General features: G+C 58.3%; 18 protein-coding genes. 4 read left to right on the top strand and 14 right to left on the bottom strand.

Going from position 1 to position 13,917, the window contains the following annotated elements; genetic code table 11:
- Positions 1–12 precede the first annotated feature (12 nt).
- On the top strand, positions 13–696 hold the full coding sequence (locus tag AC2FH0_RS19750; protein WP_496790164.1) for a DUF1045 domain-containing protein: 684 nt from the start codon (positions 13–15) through the stop codon (positions 694–696).
- On the opposite strand, the gene AC2FH0_RS19745 is transcribed toward AC2FH0_RS19750, so the two are convergent.
- From AC2FH0_RS19745 to phnG, 9 genes are read right to left on the bottom strand one after another with little or no spacing between them, the layout of a single operon-like run.
- Positions 678–1,226, bottom strand: coding sequence for a ribose 1,5-bisphosphate phosphokinase PhnN (locus AC2FH0_RS19745; protein WP_496790163.1), 549 nt, complete (start codon positions 1,224–1,226; stop codon positions 678–680). The genes AC2FH0_RS19750 and AC2FH0_RS19745 overlap by 19 nt on opposite strands.
- A complete protein-coding gene (phnL, locus tag AC2FH0_RS19740; protein ID WP_496704081.1) occupies positions 1,223–1,906 on the bottom strand; it encodes a phosphonate C-P lyase system protein PhnL in 684 nt (227 codons plus the stop codon). The genes AC2FH0_RS19745 and phnL overlap by 4 nt, the downstream gene beginning before the upstream one ends.
- A gap of 11 nt (positions 1,907–1,917) precedes the next feature.
- Positions 1,918–2,688 carry a phosphonate C-P lyase system protein PhnK gene (phnK, locus tag AC2FH0_RS19735; protein WP_496703514.1) on the bottom strand — a complete coding sequence of 257 codons (771 nt, stop codon included), beginning with the start codon at positions 2,686–2,688 and terminating at the stop codon, positions 1,918–1,920.
- Between the two features lie 5 nt (positions 2,689–2,693).
- A complete protein-coding gene (locus AC2FH0_RS19730; RefSeq protein ID WP_282027594.1) occupies positions 2,694–3,098 on the bottom strand; it encodes a VOC family protein in 405 nt (134 codons plus the stop codon).
- On the bottom strand, positions 3,095–3,955 hold the full coding sequence (locus AC2FH0_RS19725; RefSeq protein ID WP_142639343.1) for an alpha-D-ribose 1-methylphosphonate 5-phosphate C-P-lyase PhnJ: 861 nt from the start codon (positions 3,953–3,955) through the stop codon (positions 3,095–3,097). The genes AC2FH0_RS19730 and AC2FH0_RS19725 overlap by 4 nt, the downstream gene beginning before the upstream one ends.
- Entirely contained in the window at positions 3,948–4,220 is a 273-nt protein-coding gene (locus tag AC2FH0_RS19720; RefSeq protein ID WP_496709912.1) for a hypothetical protein, read from the bottom strand. Before AC2FH0_RS19720 ends, AC2FH0_RS19725 begins: the two co-directional genes overlap by 8 nt.
- The gene (locus AC2FH0_RS19715; RefSeq protein ID WP_496790162.1) at positions 4,217–5,308 is read right to left on the bottom strand and encodes a carbon-phosphorus lyase complex subunit; all 1,092 of its coding nucleotides are present in this window, start codon (positions 5,306–5,308) and stop codon (positions 4,217–4,219) included. Before AC2FH0_RS19715 ends, AC2FH0_RS19720 begins: the two co-directional genes overlap by 4 nt.
- Positions 5,309–5,311: 3 nt before the next feature.
- Positions 5,312–5,887, bottom strand: coding sequence for a phosphonate C-P lyase system protein PhnH (phnH, locus tag AC2FH0_RS19710; RefSeq protein WP_496709911.1), 576 nt, complete (start codon positions 5,885–5,887; stop codon positions 5,312–5,314).
- Positions 5,887–6,345 carry a phosphonate C-P lyase system protein PhnG gene (gene phnG, locus AC2FH0_RS19705; RefSeq protein ID WP_496709910.1) on the bottom strand — a complete coding sequence of 153 codons (459 nt, stop codon included), beginning with the start codon at positions 6,343–6,345 and terminating at the stop codon, positions 5,887–5,889. Before phnG ends, phnH begins: the two co-directional genes overlap by 1 nt.
- A gap of 102 nt (positions 6,346–6,447) precedes the next feature.
- Here phnG and phnF point away from each other — a divergent pair, with 102 nt between their 5' ends.
- Positions 6,448–7,158 carry a phosphonate metabolism transcriptional regulator PhnF gene (gene phnF / locus AC2FH0_RS19700; RefSeq protein ID WP_496790160.1) on the top strand — a complete coding sequence of 237 codons (711 nt, stop codon included), beginning with the start codon at positions 6,448–6,450 and terminating at the stop codon, positions 7,156–7,158.
- A gap of 158 nt (positions 7,159–7,316) precedes the next feature.
- Here phnF and AC2FH0_RS19695 read toward each other — a convergent pair whose 3' ends face one another.
- The 5 genes from AC2FH0_RS19695 to phnC all read right to left on the bottom strand — a co-directional run bounded on the left by AC2FH0_RS19695 (position 7,317) and on the right by phnC (position 12,056).
- Positions 7,317–7,931, bottom strand: coding sequence for an LbetaH domain-containing protein (locus AC2FH0_RS19695; RefSeq protein WP_142639333.1), 615 nt, complete (start codon positions 7,929–7,931; stop codon positions 7,317–7,319).
- A gap of 23 nt (positions 7,932–7,954) precedes the next feature.
- Positions 7,955–9,322, bottom strand: coding sequence for a phosphonate ABC transporter, permease protein PhnE (phnE, locus tag AC2FH0_RS19690; protein ID WP_496790159.1), 1,368 nt, complete (start codon positions 9,320–9,322; stop codon positions 7,955–7,957).
- On the bottom strand, positions 9,319–10,200 hold the full coding sequence (gene phnE, locus AC2FH0_RS19685) for a phosphonate ABC transporter, permease protein PhnE (protein WP_496698859.1): 882 nt from the start codon (positions 10,198–10,200) through the stop codon (positions 9,319–9,321). The genes phnE (AC2FH0_RS19690) and phnE (AC2FH0_RS19685) overlap by 4 nt, the downstream gene beginning before the upstream one ends.
- Positions 10,201–10,263: 63 nt before the next feature.
- On the bottom strand, positions 10,264–11,166 hold the full coding sequence (gene phnD, locus AC2FH0_RS19680; RefSeq protein ID WP_496703501.1) for a phosphonate ABC transporter substrate-binding protein: 903 nt from the start codon (positions 11,164–11,166) through the stop codon (positions 10,264–10,266).
- Positions 11,167–11,234: 68 nt separating this feature from the next.
- Complete coding sequence (phnC, locus tag AC2FH0_RS19675; protein ID WP_496790158.1) at positions 11,235–12,056, bottom strand: phosphonate ABC transporter ATP-binding protein; 822 nt, start codon at positions 12,054–12,056, stop codon at positions 11,235–11,237.
- 163 nt (positions 12,057–12,219) lie between these two features.
- Between phnC and rpe the strand changes: the two genes are divergently transcribed.
- Positions 12,220–12,909 (top strand): ribulose-phosphate 3-epimerase, encoded by a 690-nt coding sequence (gene rpe / locus AC2FH0_RS19670; RefSeq protein ID WP_496790157.1) that lies wholly within the window; start codon positions 12,220–12,222, stop codon positions 12,907–12,909.
- Between the two features lie 272 nt (positions 12,910–13,181).
- A complete protein-coding gene (locus tag AC2FH0_RS19665) occupies positions 13,182–13,646 on the top strand; it encodes a hypothetical protein (RefSeq protein WP_496704073.1) in 465 nt (154 codons plus the stop codon).
- Positions 13,647–13,917: the final 271 nt, after the last annotated feature.

Raw genomic sequence — 13,917 nt, 5'->3', positions numbered from 1 at the left:
TAGGAGGCCAATGTGACATTCACGCGATACGCGATCTACTTTGCGCCACCCGCCACGGCGGAGTGGACGCAATTCGCAACCCGTTGGCTGGGCTGGGACATGGAGGCTGGCACCAAGGTCGCCCATCCTGGGCTGGATGGTGTGGATGTTGCAGCGGTTACGGAGGTACCGCGAAAATACGGGCTGCACGCGACCATGAAACCCCCGTTCCGCCTGCGCGAGGGGCAATCCGTCACAGCGTTGCAAGAGGCCTGCGCCACCCTTGCTGCCAGCCAATGCGCGATCATGATGGAGGGTCTTGAGATTGCCCGCCTTGGCCGGTTTCTGGCCCTGCGACCACTGGGCGACATAGCCGCGCTGAACGCGTTGGCCGCCGCCTGTGTTCAAGAGCTTGATATGTTCCGGTCCCCACCGTCGGCGGCTGAACTTGACCATCGCCGCGCCTCCAGACTGACACCGGATCAGGACGCCAACTTGGTCAAATGGGGTTACCCCTATGTGCTGAACGCGTTTCGGTTTCACATCACCTTGAGCGGTAGGTTGGACAAGCCCGTGCTGGATTCGGTCCAGCGCACCCTGGAAAACCATCTGGGGCCGCTTTTGCCGAAGCCCTTTCGAATTGCGGATCTGGCCCTGATGGGCGAGGCCGAGGATGGACGGTTTCACCTGATCCATCGCTATGCGCTTTCCAACTGAAGGCGGGACAAAATTATGGCCACCGTATCCTGCAGAGCACCAGAATTGTCGACCTCGATCACCCGGACCAGCCCCTTAGGCAAAGGGGTCTTGGCCTGGCCCAACCGACGCGCCTGTTCGCTGTCACTTTCGCGCCCGCGCAATGACAAGCGTTGCTCCAGAACGCTCGCGTCTGCGGTCAACGAGATAACAATCAGATCGCCAAAGATCTCTTGCGCCTGCAACAACACAGCGCGCGACAGGTTGACCAGAACCGCATCTGCCACCTGACGTTGCTGCGCAATCTCTTTCGGCACCCCATAGAGCAACCCATGTGCATGCCAGCTGAGCGCGAATGCGCCCTCACCTTCCATCTGTCGAAACGCGTCATCTGTGACCCGTTTGAAATCTTCCCCCGCTTCGCCTTCGGGGCGGGTGACGACACGGCGCAGCCGCTGGATACCTTTTGCGCGAGTTTCCAACGCCTCAATCACACTGTCTTTGCCGACACCTGACGGACCGACAACCGCTATGACCGGGGCAAGCGTCATGCCGCAATTCCCGGCGTGAATTGCGAAACGTTGATCTCGCGATCGCAAACCTGCTTCCGTCCGTCAACATCATGGAAGATGCCGATAATCGCCGCTCCGCGCTCTTTCGCCTCAAGGATCAGGGACAGGACGGTTTCGCGATTCTGCGCATCCAGACTGGCCGTGGGTTCATCCAGCAGCATGGCCGGGTACTCATGGGCAAAACCGCGTGCGATGTTCACGCGCTGCTGCTCGCCGCCCGAAAAGGTCGTCGGACTAAGGGACCAGAGCCGTTCAGGAATATTCAGACGCTCGAGCAGACCCGCGGCCTTGTCCAGTGCCTTCTGTTTATCGCAACCAACGGCAAGAAGCGGCTCGGCCACGACCTCAAGCGTTGGCACTCTGGGCACAACACGCAGGAACTGGCTGACATAGCCCAGCGTTTCGCGCCGCAGGGTCAAGATCTCGCGCGGTTCAGCCTTGGCGACGTCTAAACCACCGACCAGAACCTGGCCCGAGGCAGCCAGATAGTTGCCATAGATCACCCGCATCAAGGTGGATTTCCCTGCGCCTGACGCGCCGGTCAGCGCCACACACTCACCCGGTTCAACCCTGAGTGTAGCGCCCTGCATGACCGGGATCACCGCGCTGCCCTGATTGTGCAGGGTAAAGCTTTTGCTGACATTGTTCAGTTCAATCATGGTCCCGGCCCTCATACCTGCAACACGCTGGACACCAGCAGTTGCGTATAGGCATGCTGCGGATCGTCCAGAACCTGATCAGTCAATCCGGCCTCGACCACATGACCGCTTTTCATCACCATCAGCCGATCCGCCAGCAGACGGACAACGGCAAGATCATGGGTGACAATGATGGCGCTCAGCCCCATTTCCCGAACCAACCCGCGCAACAGGTCCAACAGGCGAGCCTGTACCGAGACGTCCAGACCACCAGTCGGTTCATCCATGAAGACCAGCCTGGGGCCGGTCACCAGATTCCGCGCGATCTGCAGGCGCTGCTGCATGCCACCGGAAAACGCGGTCGGACGATCATCAACCCGCTCCACTTCGATCTCAACCCGACCCAGCCAGTCGATCGCCTTGTCGCGGATATCGCCATAGTGGCGGCCACCTACGGCCATCAGTCGTTCGCCGATATTTCCGCCCGCACTGACAGACATACGCAAGCCATCGCGCGCATGTTGGTGCACGAATGCCCAATCGGTGCGGCTCAGCATCCGGCGTTCAGGTTCCGACATGGTCACGGTATCCACCGGACCGTCTGCACGAGTGTCAAAGATCACCTGCCCCGCATCCGGCTCCAGATGACCCGCCAGACAGTTCAGCAGGGTTGACTTGCCCGAACCACTCTCACCTACGATCCCCATCACCTCGCCGGGATAGAGATCAAAACTCACATCGGTACAGCCGATACGGGCCCCGTAGGATTTTCTGATATCCTGTACACACAGCAGCGGTGTCATTTCATTCACCTTGGGTCATATGAAAACTCGATCCGATTGCCGCCCGGCTCTCGGATCATGAAATGGAGTTTCGGACCTGAACCCGAGGGTTCAGGTGCAAACTCGACAGCGACGGCAGGCCAGTCTTTGACCGCATCGAAAACCGCAGTCAGCGCTTCTTCATCGGGAACTTTCAATGCAACATGATGCAACCCGACGTTCTTGTGCCGGTCAAACCCCTGTAGCCCCTTGCCTTTTTGCTGCCAAAGCGTCAGCTTCGCCGCGCCATTGGTTACATAAACCGCCGGATAATCCGGATTGCTGCCGAAGACCTCCCAACCCAGCGCATCGACAAAGAACGTCCGCGTGGCGTCGAGGTCCGAAACCGTAAGGCCAAGGTGGTCAATTCCAAGCACATCTTCTCGTTTCATGCGGCATCCTCTCTGGCCAAACGGCCCACATGGCCCGCCTCGCGGCGCGACCGGCAATAATCAGTGTCCGAGCAAACAAACATGCGGGTGCCTGCATCATCCATGATGACTTCATCCAGATAGCTGTCCTCGGCCCCGCACAGATCACAGGGATGGTCGGCCTTGGTGGCCTCGAACGGGTAGTCCTGGAAATCGAGGCTGACGACCTTGGTATGCGGTGGCACCGCGTAGATACGTTGCTCGCGGCCCGCGCCAAAGAGCTGGATCGCGTCCATCTCAAGCTTTGGGTTGTCGAATTTCGGGATGGGGGACGGGTCCATCACATAACGGTCCGAGACCATCACAGGATAAGCATAAGCGGTTGAGATCGCACCATGCTGGCTGATGTCTTCGTACAGTTTCACGTGCATCAACCCGTATTCTTCGAGGCTGTGCATCTTGCGTGTCTCGGTCTCGCGCGGTTCCAGAAACCGCAGCGGTTCCGGGATCGGCACTTGATAGACAAGAATCTGATCCGCGCGCAGCTTCGCCTCGGGAATGCGGTGGCGGGTCTGGATGACCGTCGCCTTCTCGGTTTCCTCGGTGGTGGCGACGCCCGCCGTATTCTCGAAAAACTTACGGATAGACACAGCATTGGTCGTATCATCCGCGCCCTGATCAATCACCTTGAACGTATCGTCCGGGGTCAAAGTTGCGGCAGATACCTGCACGCCCCCGGTACCCCAGCCATAAGGCATCGGCATCTCTCGGCTGGCAAATGGCACCTGATATCCGGGAATAGCCAACCCCTTGAGGATCGCCCGACGGATCATCCGCTTGGTTTGTTCGTCCAGATATGCGAAGTTATATTCAGTCATTTGATGTAACTATTTTGTTTCTGGTGTTTTTATGAACGTATTTGGTATTTGCTCGCTCATTTTGGCGGTTATGCTCTATTTTATCTGGCGCAATTTTCGCGCAAAGTGGCGCCTCGGGGCCATGGCCCGCGACCTTTCGTGCGAATGGGAATCGCTTGAAATCGTGAATTCGCGCGAAGCTTTCGGCAGAAAATCGCCCAATCAGGGCAGCGACTGGTTTTTGAACCGTAGGACGAGCCTGTAGGGCAAAGCGTTCAGAGATCATTCCGCATCCTCCCTCGATGCAGCCCGTTCCTCGGCCTCGCGTCGCAGCTTGCGCACCAGTTCCAGTTCGGATTGAAAATCCACGTAATGCGGCAGCTTGATATGTTCGAGGAAACCGGTTGCCTGAATATTGTCTGAGTGGCTCAGGACAAATTCCTCGTCCTGTGCAGGTGCGCCCAGATTGTCCTCGCCCAGCTCCTCCCACCGCAGCGCCCGGTCGACCAGAGCCATGGCGATGGATTTGCGTTCAGACTGGCCAAAGACGAGCCCATAGCCGCGTGTAAACTGTGGCGGCTCAGTCTTTGAGCCTTGGAACTGGTTCACCGTCTCACATTCGGTCAACTCGACTTCGCCGATCTCGATGGCAAAGCCCAGTTCGGGAATGTCCATTTCGACCGCGACCTTGCCGATCCGCAGCTCGCCAACAAAGGCGTGGTTGCGGGCATAGCCGCGCTGAGTCGAATAGGCCATGCCCAGCACAAACCCTTCATCCCCGCGCGCCAGCGATTGCAACCGCAGCGGACGGTCCGCCGGAAACTCCAGCGGTTCGCGGGTCAGGTCGCCAGGCGTAGCATCGCTGACCGGCTCGTCCTGAATAATATCCTCACCCTTGAGGAATTCGGTGATATGCGGGGTCGGCTCGTGTCGCGCCGTACCTTCGGGCGCGGGTAGAGTTTCGCCATCCGCAGCCAGTTTGAAATCTAGCAGGCGGTGGGTGTAGTCGAATGTCGGGCCCAGCACCTGCCCGCCCGGCGCATCCTTGAACGTCGCCGATATCCGACGGTCACAGGCCATATTGCCCGTTTCAACCGGTTCGGAATAACCGAAACGCGGCAATGTCGTGCGATAGGCGCGGATCAGAAAGATCGCTTCGATCAGATCACCACGCGCCTGTTTGATCGCCAGTGCGGCAAGGTCCGGATCATACAGCGATCCTTCTGCCATCACCCGGTTCACCGCCAGGCTCAGCTGCTCCCGGATCTGGACTAGGCTAAGCTCGGCCACATCCGGGGCGCCTCGGCGCTCTTCGGCCAACCAGGCATGGGCATTCTCAATAGCCTTTTCGCCTCCTTTGACGGCAACATACATCGCTTAACCCTCCGCGCTGATCTGGGTACTGCGCGGCAGGGCCGCGACCTTGTCACCGCAGGTAAAGAAGAAGTCACATCCCAAAGGGAAAAGAGCCGCATTACGTTGCAACGCAGGGATATCGGGTAGGTTCAAGCCTGCGCTCTGCTTGATACCGGGACCGTGCAAAATGGCACCGGACTGATCCAGGCCGTCACGCTCAACAATCAGAGTGGTTGACCGGTCCGGATACTCTGCAGTTCCGATGCGATAGCGATCCAGCCCACCAAGTTCGCCCCAAGTGCCGACGGCGAAATCCGCCTCGACAGCAGGAACCAGCGGCGCGCCGGTGTGGAAGGTCAGCCATTCGCGCAGCGCGTCGGTGTCGAGCTCACCCGCCAGATGTACCTTGGTTTCCGGGTCGCATAAAGTCAGCAACAAAGTGCCCGCTGCTACCGACAAAGGCGCTGGGGGCACGGCCCCTGACAGGCTGCGGATTTCTCCAGGGCGGGCCATCACCGTCATCGCCGCGCGAAAAGCATGTGCGGAATCAACCGGTATGTTCTGGAACCCGCCCGAGAATTGAGTTTGCGCAGTCATCAATCTTCTCCCCGAACCAGCGTGAAGAATTCTACTTTGGTTGCGGCCGCCTTTGCCGCCCGCGCGATTTTGACCGCCTGCATTTTCTGTTCCAGCGGACCGAGCAGGTTTTCCCGCACATGGTCTGCTGCCGCAGTCTGCATCATCGCATCAATCACAGCTGCAGCTTCGGCCTTGGGCTTTGACCGGCCCTGAACATAGCCATGTCCAACCGTGCCATCCTGCAAGACCACCGAGCAGCGCGTGACCGTCATTTCACCCAGGTTGAACGGCGCCCCGGTGGCGCCGGTACGTCCGCGCACCATCACGCCGCCCACTTCGGGGCTGCGCAGCCATTCAAAGCCGGGACGGTCCGTGAGGCCCTCCCACAGCGCCAACGTGGCTTCATCTGGCGCGCGGGCCAGCAGGCCCATCCAGGTCTTACGCGCCTCGGTCGCGGAATCTCTCTGTTGTGTCATCAAAGCCTCTTGGCGGGGTTGTCTACTTATCCTATACAACTATACAAATCATAGACCGCCGCCCGGCGACTCGCAATCGCAACTGTGTGAATTTTTGGTGACATGAACAAAACGCCGATCTGGAAAAGCATCGCCCTAAGCCTGACGTCGGACATTGCCGAAGGGCGATATCAAACCGGTGACCGGCTGCCGACCGAAGCGCAACTGGCCGCAACGCATGGCGTTAACCGCCACACGGTTCGGCGGGCGCTGTCTGACATGGCCGACCAGGGGCTGGTCCATTCTAGGCGCGGGGCCGGTGTATTCGTCGCCACCCGACCAACCGAGTATCCGATTGGTAAGCGGGTGCGATACCACAAGAGCATCTCGGCCAGCGGCAAGATGCCCGGCAAGAAGATCCTCGCCCTGACCACACGGGCCGCGGATGAAGCCGAGGCAGAAGCATTGGGGCTTGATACCGGCGACACGGTGCATGTCTATGACGGTCTGTCTCTGGCCGACGGGCAACCCATCGGCCTGTTTCAAAGCGTTTTTCCGGCCAAGCGATTTCCTGACATTCTGCAGATTCTGACCGAAACCCAATCCGTCACCAAAGCCCTGCAAAGATGCGATGTGCCGGATTACACGCGCATCTCAACCCGCTTGACCGCGCGGGCTGCCACGGCAACTCAAGCTCTGCACCTGCACCTGCCCGAGGGCGCACCGGTCTTGTTTTCGATCGGCATCAATGCAGACCCCGATGGCAATCCTGTCGAGTACGGAAGAACAACCTTTGCCGGAGAGCGAGTCACGCTGACCCTAAACGAGGATTGATCCCGTAGGTCTCCCGCCCGTCTTCAACCTCCTATCGGAGGTCTCATCCCGTTGGGCGTAGCGCCGCGCAAAGCGCGGCGCCCGGCCCAAGGCCCCAAAGGGGGATCGGCGAAACCGATGCTTCTGCGGGCGCGGAGCACCTGGGGTCACAGGGCCAGCTATTCGTATTTCTCCAAAAACGCCTCGGCCTCTAGTTTGCGAAAATCCGGCAATGCGTCACGCAAGCGGCTGTTGTCCCAGTCCCACCAGGCCAACTGCTCCATCCGATCCGCAACCGCTTGTGGGAACCTGGGGCGGAGTGGTTGGGCCGCCACCCCAGCAACGATCATGTAGGGCGGTACGTCTTTGGTCACCAGCGCCCCGGATGCGATGACCGCACCATTACCGATTGTCACCTCGGGCTTGATGATCGCTCCGTGACCGATCCATGTGTCATGCCCGATATATGCGATCCGGCTTGCGCGATGGGCAAACCACTCGGCATCATCCTCGGCATCGTCCCAATAGTCAGCCGACCGATAGCTAAAATGATGCAGCGAGGCCTTTTGCAACGGGTGATCCGTGGCGCCGATCCGGGTAAAGCTGGCAATGTTCGAAAACTTGCCGATCTGGGCGTTGGCGATGTCGCAGGTCCGGTCGCAATAGGAATAGTCGCCCCAGACCGCGTTGGCGATCCGACTGCCGGTGCCAATCTCGACAAATGCACCAAAGCTGCTGTTGGTAATCTGGCAATCGGGATGGATGAACGGTTCATCCGTGCGCAATCGTGCCATGAATCTGACCTTTCAAGCTGCGCTCACGGCAGAATAAAATCTTTGGTTTTCGCGTTGCTCGGCCTGCTCTTCTTGCCGCTGTCGCCCTGGATCAGACGACGCCGTAACCAGCCCGAGAACCAATCCATCAACATCACCATGAGAATGATCAGAACGATGTAATAGGCGACCTCTTCCCAATCTTTCTGAGTGATGATCGCCTGCGTCAGCAACAGACCAATGCCGCCGCCAGTAATCGCGCCAATTATGGTCGCGCTGCGGGTGTTGGATTCGAGAAAGTACAAAAGCTGGCTCAACAGCACGGGAGTGATCTGTGGGATCACGCCAAAGCGATAGCGCTGCGGCGCATTCGCACCGGTCGACTGCACGCCCTCGATCTGCTTCTCATCCACATTCTCCAGCGCTTCTGAGAATATCTTGCCGAATGTCCCGGTATCGGTCACCAGAATTGCCAGCGCTCCGGTCAACGGCCCTGGGCCGAAGGCCCGTGCCAGAACAACGGTCCAGATCAAGGCGTCCACACCGCGTACAAAGTCGAACACCCGCCGTGTGGCAAAGCGCACCGACCGCAAGGGGTTAAAGTTCCGCGTCGCCAGGAACGCCAGTGGCAAGGCGATAATCCCTGCCCCCATGGTGCCCAGAAACGCCATCAGGATCGTCTCGAAGATGGCCCAGGCCACATCCTGATGCCGCCAGATCTTGTTGGTCCAGAAATCGTTGAAAATGGCACCGGCCTCACCGGCGGTGGCGCGGCTGACCAACTCGGGGAAAGATTTGCCATAATACGGGCTGTCGAGGGTGAACCAGAACAGCTCCCATCCTGGAAAATAGCGGAACACTTCGGACCGGTTGCGGGTCACGGTCAGACGCCCCGCATCGGTGGTGATCGCCAGCCGGTTTTTTGAGACGTTGATCCAGTCTGGAACCTCGCCCGCCGGTAGCTCGGCCTGCACCCCAGAGGCGCGGGTGGGTGTGGCGCGCACGACGCCATAGCCGGGGATATCATATTCGATTGTCTCAGGGCCGAAACGCACCACGTGACCATCCTCCAGGTCAATGATCGTGGTTTCGCCCAGCGCCACCCAATCGGGTGCGGTTCCGTCGGGATAGGTGCCTTTGCGGTCCCCTTCGACCGCAACGGACACCTCTCCATTGCGATTGTCTCGCGTGACATGGGTTTTGTAACTGTAGGTGTCGGCAACAAGCGTCTTGCCGTTTTCCCAGTTTGCGCGCCCTGCCAAGCCCGGCACGTCAAAGGCAAAGAACACGTAGATCAGGTAAACAGCGACAAGGCCGGGCAACCCGAAATTCACGATCCGTTTGCGGTTGAACAGACGACCGGCCTCGGCCTTGAGGTCATCTGTCGACAGATCAGTGGCAAAGGTCGTCATGCCGAAGCTCCTTTTTCAGACCCGTGGGTCAGGCGATCCCGCAGATAGCCGGACAGCTGATCCACGACCATGATTGTGACAAAAAGCAGAAGGAAGATGGCCGCGGCCTCGTCGTAGCGCCCCTGCCCCCATGACATCGCGTTGCGCAGCTCATAGCCCAGACCGCCAGCACCGACGAAACCGAGGATGGCCGAGGCACGGATGTTGATCTCGAACCGCAGCAAGGCATAGCTGACATAGTTCGGTCCGACCTGTGGGATCACGCCCAAATACATCCGTTGCGACCAGTTCGCGCCCACCGAATGCAGCCCCTCAATCGGCTTCAGCGAAGCGTTCTCGTTCACTTCCGAGAATAGCTTGCCCAATGCACCGGCGGTATGGATGGCAATCGCAATCATTGCTGGAACCGGACCGCCGCCGAGAATAAAGATCAAAACCAGCGCGATAACGATTTCAGGGATGGCCCTGCAGATATCGGAAATCCGACGAAACAATGGGATCAGAGATGGCCACTGCGCCATGCCCCGTGTCGACATCAGGGCAAGAAATGTCCCCACAATCGTACCGATCAGGGTTGATGCTGCCGCGATATTGATCGTCTCAATCAGGGCCGGAAAGAACCGGATCAGATTTTCCGGCATCGCGCCGATCTTTTCCCACGCTTCCGAGAGAACTTCGGCCGGATAGTCGAAAACCCTGCGCCAACCGTCAACGAAACTGCCTGCGTTTCGATCATCCGCAGTGCGGAACCCTGCGGCCATCAAAGCCACAAACAGGATCAGGAGAATGCCACCATAAGCCCGTTTTCGCCGGGTCATTTCTGAGTATTCGTCGCGGATCTGATCGACACTGTGGGACCCTGCGGTCAGGTCTGTCATAGAATGCTCCTGAGAAAACGGGGTCCGGTATAACACCGGACCCCGATCATGTGAGTTGCAGGCTTAGTTCGACTTCAGCTTACGCGCTTCGATGATGACCTCGTAGGCTTCGTGCGTGATGGGATCAAAGCTCTTGGCTTCGCCTGCTGCCACGCCGTAGAAACACTCGCGGTCTTTTTCATCCAGCGTATTCCACAGTTCGGTGACCTGAACTTTGACATCCTCGGGCAGAGCCTTGCGCAGAACAACCGGGCCTTCCGGGATCGGAGCAGATTTCCAGATCTGGACCAGATCGTTCATGTCGACCAGACCGGCATCCACAGCACGGCGCAGCGCGCCCGACTGATAGCCGTCTTCCCAATCGCCCAGACCGTCGGCCCAGGTCACGCCGCCGTCAACGTCACCGTTGTTTACCGCAACGATAGTCTGTTCGTGACCGCCGGTGAACTTGACCTCACCGAAGTAATCGCCCGAGTCCATGGTCGCACCGGTGGCCTGTGGAATCTCGATCGAAGGGATCAGGTAGCCCGAGGTCGAGTTCGGATCACCAAAACCAAAGGCCTTACCCTTCATGTCGTCCAGCGAAGCGATTCCGCTGTCTTTGCGCGCAAAGCCTACCGAGTAGTAGCCATAGCCGCCATCACTGTTGACCTTGACCAGAACCGGCTCAACCGCTTCGGGATCGCTCAGATAGGTTTTGGCGTAACCCGACGCACCCAACCAAGCGACGTCAATCGTGCCACCCAGCAGGCCCTGAATCACACCGTTATAATCGGCAGGGGCGAACAGCTTGGTCGGAACGCCCAGCAGCTCTTCGGTGTATTCGCGCAGGCATTCGTTTTTGCTCATTCGGTCTTGGGCGTTTTCGCCGCCCAGAATACCAATGCGGAATTCGCTTATTTCCTGCGCCATAGCGGGCGCGGCCATGGCAGTGGTCGCAACAAGGGCAGCAATTAGGTTTTTCATCTGTCTCTCTCCAGGTTGATGTCCCCGACCTCTCATCGGGTCGGGCGATGAAAGGTGGTTGGGGTGGCTCAGATGGTGGCTTCGGCTTCCATCAGGGCCTTCTGGGTGACGTCGAGCGTCTCGATCTCGGTCGAGGTCGCCTCTTCCGAGAAACTCGCATCGGCCCCATAGATCTCGCGGGCGACGCCGGTGGTCAGCTGTTCCGGCAGCCCATCAAAGACGATGCGACCATCGCGCATGCCGACGACGCGGTCGCAATAGCGGCGCGCGGTATCCAGCGTGTGCAGGTTGGCGATGACCGTGCGGCCATCCTCTTCGTGGATGCGGCGCAGGGCTTGCATCACCACCTGGGCATTCATCGGGTCCAGAGAGGCAATCGGTTCGTCCGCCAGAATGATTTTCGGGTCCTGCATCAGCGACCGAGCAATAGCGACACGCTGTTGCTGTCCGCCCGAAAGGGCCTCGGCCCGTTTCGGCGCATGTTCGGCAATGCCCAGACGATCCAGAATGTCGATGGCGCGGTGGATGTCTTCCATCGGGAACAGGTTGAACATGGTGGCCAGCGTCGATTGGCGGTTCAGCGTGCCATGCAGCACGTTCGACACCACATCCATGCGCGGGACCAGATTGAACTGCTGAAAGATCATGGCGCATTCGGCTTGCCAGGCCCGCTTGTCCCGCCCCTTCAACTGGGTGACATCGCGGCCTTCGAACAGGATCTTGCCTTCGCTGGAATCGGTCAGGCGATTGACCATCCGCAAAAGGGTGGATTTCCCGGCGCCGGATCGCCCGATGATGCCGATCATGCACGGTTTGTCCACATCCAAGGTCGCCGCATCCACGGCTAGATTATCGCCGAAGCGTTTGGTCAGTTTGTCGATACGCAGCACAGGCCACCCCCAATTCGTCTTGGCGGTCAGCTACAGCCACTGTTCAACGGCTGTGTGTCAGTAAGGTGAAAGTTTTGTTACGGCGCGATTGTCGCGGGGGCTATCCATCATCTGACCTCAACGCTATACGCATCCTCAACTGTTCAGATGACACGAGGCCACCATGAGCTTTGACCGCACTATCAAGATCGCCCCGTCGATCCTGTCCGCCGATTTCGCCAATTTCGGTGCCGAGATTCAGGCCATCGAGGCGCAGGGCGCCGACTGGGTGCATATCGACGTGATGGATGGCCATTTTGTCCCGAACCTGACCTTTGGCCCGCCCGCCGTCAAAGCCTTCCGCCCGCATGTCAAAACGGTGATGGACGTGCATCTGATGATCGCGCCGGTCGATCCCTACATTCAGGCCTATGCGGATGCCGGGGCCGATGTGCTGACCGCCCATATCGAGGCCGGACCGCATTCGCACCGCACCCTGCAGGCCATCCGCGCCGCAGGGATGAAGGCCGGTATCGCGCTGAACCCGGGCACCCCGGCGGAAGCGGTGGAGCACCTGTTGGATCTGACCGATCTCATCTGCGTTATGACCGTAAACCCCGGCTTTGGTGGTCAGAAGTTCATCGACATGACCAGAAAAATCCGCCGCCTGCGCCAGATGATCGGCGACCGCCCGGTGCACATCGAAATCGACGGTGGTGTAGACCCCAAAACTGCCCCGCTGGTTGCGGAAGCAGGAGCCGATGTTCTGGTCGCCGGATCGGCGGTTTTCAAGGGCGGGTCGGTGGACAAACCTGAAATTTACGGCAAGAACATCAAGGCTGTTAGGGCTGCTGCTCAACTGGCGGCGGATTGATCCTTCGCAACTCCGAGCAGGCTGATCACGAGTGGTCACACTCAAACTGTCGACCCTTACCAAACTGGCACAGGTAAGGACCACTCCTCTTGTTGTCGCATTTCTGGATCTCACGCCTTTTGGTGGCCACAGAAGGGTTCCGGGGGAAATTCCAGCTAACTTCTTGATTTCAAGCCAACCAATATACGATGGTTCACCTCAAATAGGCTTTGCCTGGCATTTTCTTGCGTGCCAATGCCGCAGGTGACCAAACGATGGTGGAGAGTTGGTGAATGGAAACTGCCGATAAGTTGTTGGACATTGTCCAAAAAATTGTTGTGATAACAGCCGCGTTGGTCGCCGGTTGGTATGTTCTTGTTCGACAGGATCATTCTTCTCACGCGACCTTGACCGTTACCTCGAAAATTCACGATGACTGTACGCTTGCCGCCAGAATCCAGGTGAAAAACCCAAAAGGAATAATTATTGAGCCCGTCAGTTTTTCCATTCAGGCATACAAGCTCGACTACCGGGAAATTGTCGATGCGCCGGACAATCAGCTCCGAATATCTGAGCAAGTAATGACTGTGGAAAACGCGGCAAAAATTGGTGAGACCTTTGCCCGAGTTCTGTCACTCAAGCTGCCTGAAGGCATAACCAGCGAAAACGCGATTATGCTGCGAGGACAAATGACACTTGTGGACAGCACCATCTACAACGAAGAAACGATAGTTGAGGTTCCGCAATGCGATTTCTGATTCTGATTTGGATCGGAACTGGTGTCCTGTCTGGTTGCGCCGCCAGAGTTGGGCCCCAGTGCGAAGGGCTATCCAGACAAGCAGGGTACGACCTTCCGGTAACAGTGAACGAACTGCAAAAGATTCGTTTGCGTGGCTTCTCAGAATGCGCTGATTACATTGAGGAAAACGCACTGATCAGAACCTAGCATCAAAAAGGGCGCCGGATGGGCGCCCTTTCCATTTGATCATTCGCTTGCGCGAATTACTCGACGATTTTCGACACAACGCC

It is taken from the genome of Ruegeria sp. CDSC051, assembly GCF_059610665.1.
The sequence above is the reverse complement of the archived record's forward strand: the minus strand, read 5'-3'. Positions and strand labels throughout refer to the sequence as shown.

Bases quoted from the DNA above. Each gene is read 5' to 3' on its own strand.
- AC2FH0_RS19745 (WP_496790163.1), bottom strand. From the start codon at position 1,226: ATGACGCTTGCCCCGGTCATAGCGGTTGTCGGTCCGTCAGGTGTCGGC.
- phnL (WP_496704081.1), bottom strand. From the start codon at position 1,906: ATGATTGAACTGAACAATGTCAGCAAAAGCTTTACCCTGCACAATCAG.
- phnK (WP_496703514.1), bottom strand. From the start codon at position 2,688: ATGACACCGCTGCTGTGTGTACAGGATATCAGAAAATCCTACGGGGCC.
- AC2FH0_RS19730 (WP_282027594.1), bottom strand. From the start codon at position 3,098: ATGAAACGAGAAGATGTGCTTGGAATTGACCACCTTGGCCTTACGGTT.
- AC2FH0_RS19725 (WP_142639343.1), bottom strand. From the start codon at position 3,955: ATGACTGAATATAACTTCGCATATCTGGACGAACAAACCAAGCGGATG.
- AC2FH0_RS19720 (WP_496709912.1), bottom strand. From the start codon at position 4,220: ATGATCTCTGAACGCTTTGCCCTACAGGCTCGTCCTACGGTTCAAAAA.
- AC2FH0_RS19715 (WP_496790162.1), bottom strand. From the start codon at position 5,308: ATGTATGTTGCCGTCAAAGGAGGCGAAAAGGCTATTGAGAATGCCCAT.
- phnH (WP_496709911.1), bottom strand. From the start codon at position 5,887: ATGACTGCGCAAACTCAATTCTCGGGCGGGTTCCAGAACATACCGGTT.
- phnG (WP_496709910.1), bottom strand. From the start codon at position 6,345: ATGACACAACAGAGAGATTCCGCGACCGAGGCGCGTAAGACCTGGATG.
- phnF (WP_496790160.1), top strand. From the start codon at position 6,448: ATGAACAAAACGCCGATCTGGAAAAGCATCGCCCTAAGCCTGACGTCG.
- AC2FH0_RS19695 (WP_142639333.1), bottom strand. From the start codon at position 7,931: ATGGCACGATTGCGCACGGATGAACCGTTCATCCATCCCGATTGCCAG.
- phnE (WP_496790159.1), bottom strand. From the start codon at position 9,322: ATGACGACCTTTGCCACTGATCTGTCGACAGATGACCTCAAGGCCGAG.
- phnE (WP_496698859.1), bottom strand. From the start codon at position 10,200: ATGACAGACCTGACCGCAGGGTCCCACAGTGTCGATCAGATCCGCGAC.
- phnD (WP_496703501.1), bottom strand. From the start codon at position 11,166: ATGAAAAACCTAATTGCTGCCCTTGTTGCGACCACTGCCATGGCCGCG.
- rpe (WP_496790157.1), top strand. From the start codon at position 12,220: ATGAGCTTTGACCGCACTATCAAGATCGCCCCGTCGATCCTGTCCGCC.
- AC2FH0_RS19665 (WP_496704073.1), top strand. From the start codon at position 13,182: ATGGAAACTGCCGATAAGTTGTTGGACATTGTCCAAAAAATTGTTGTG.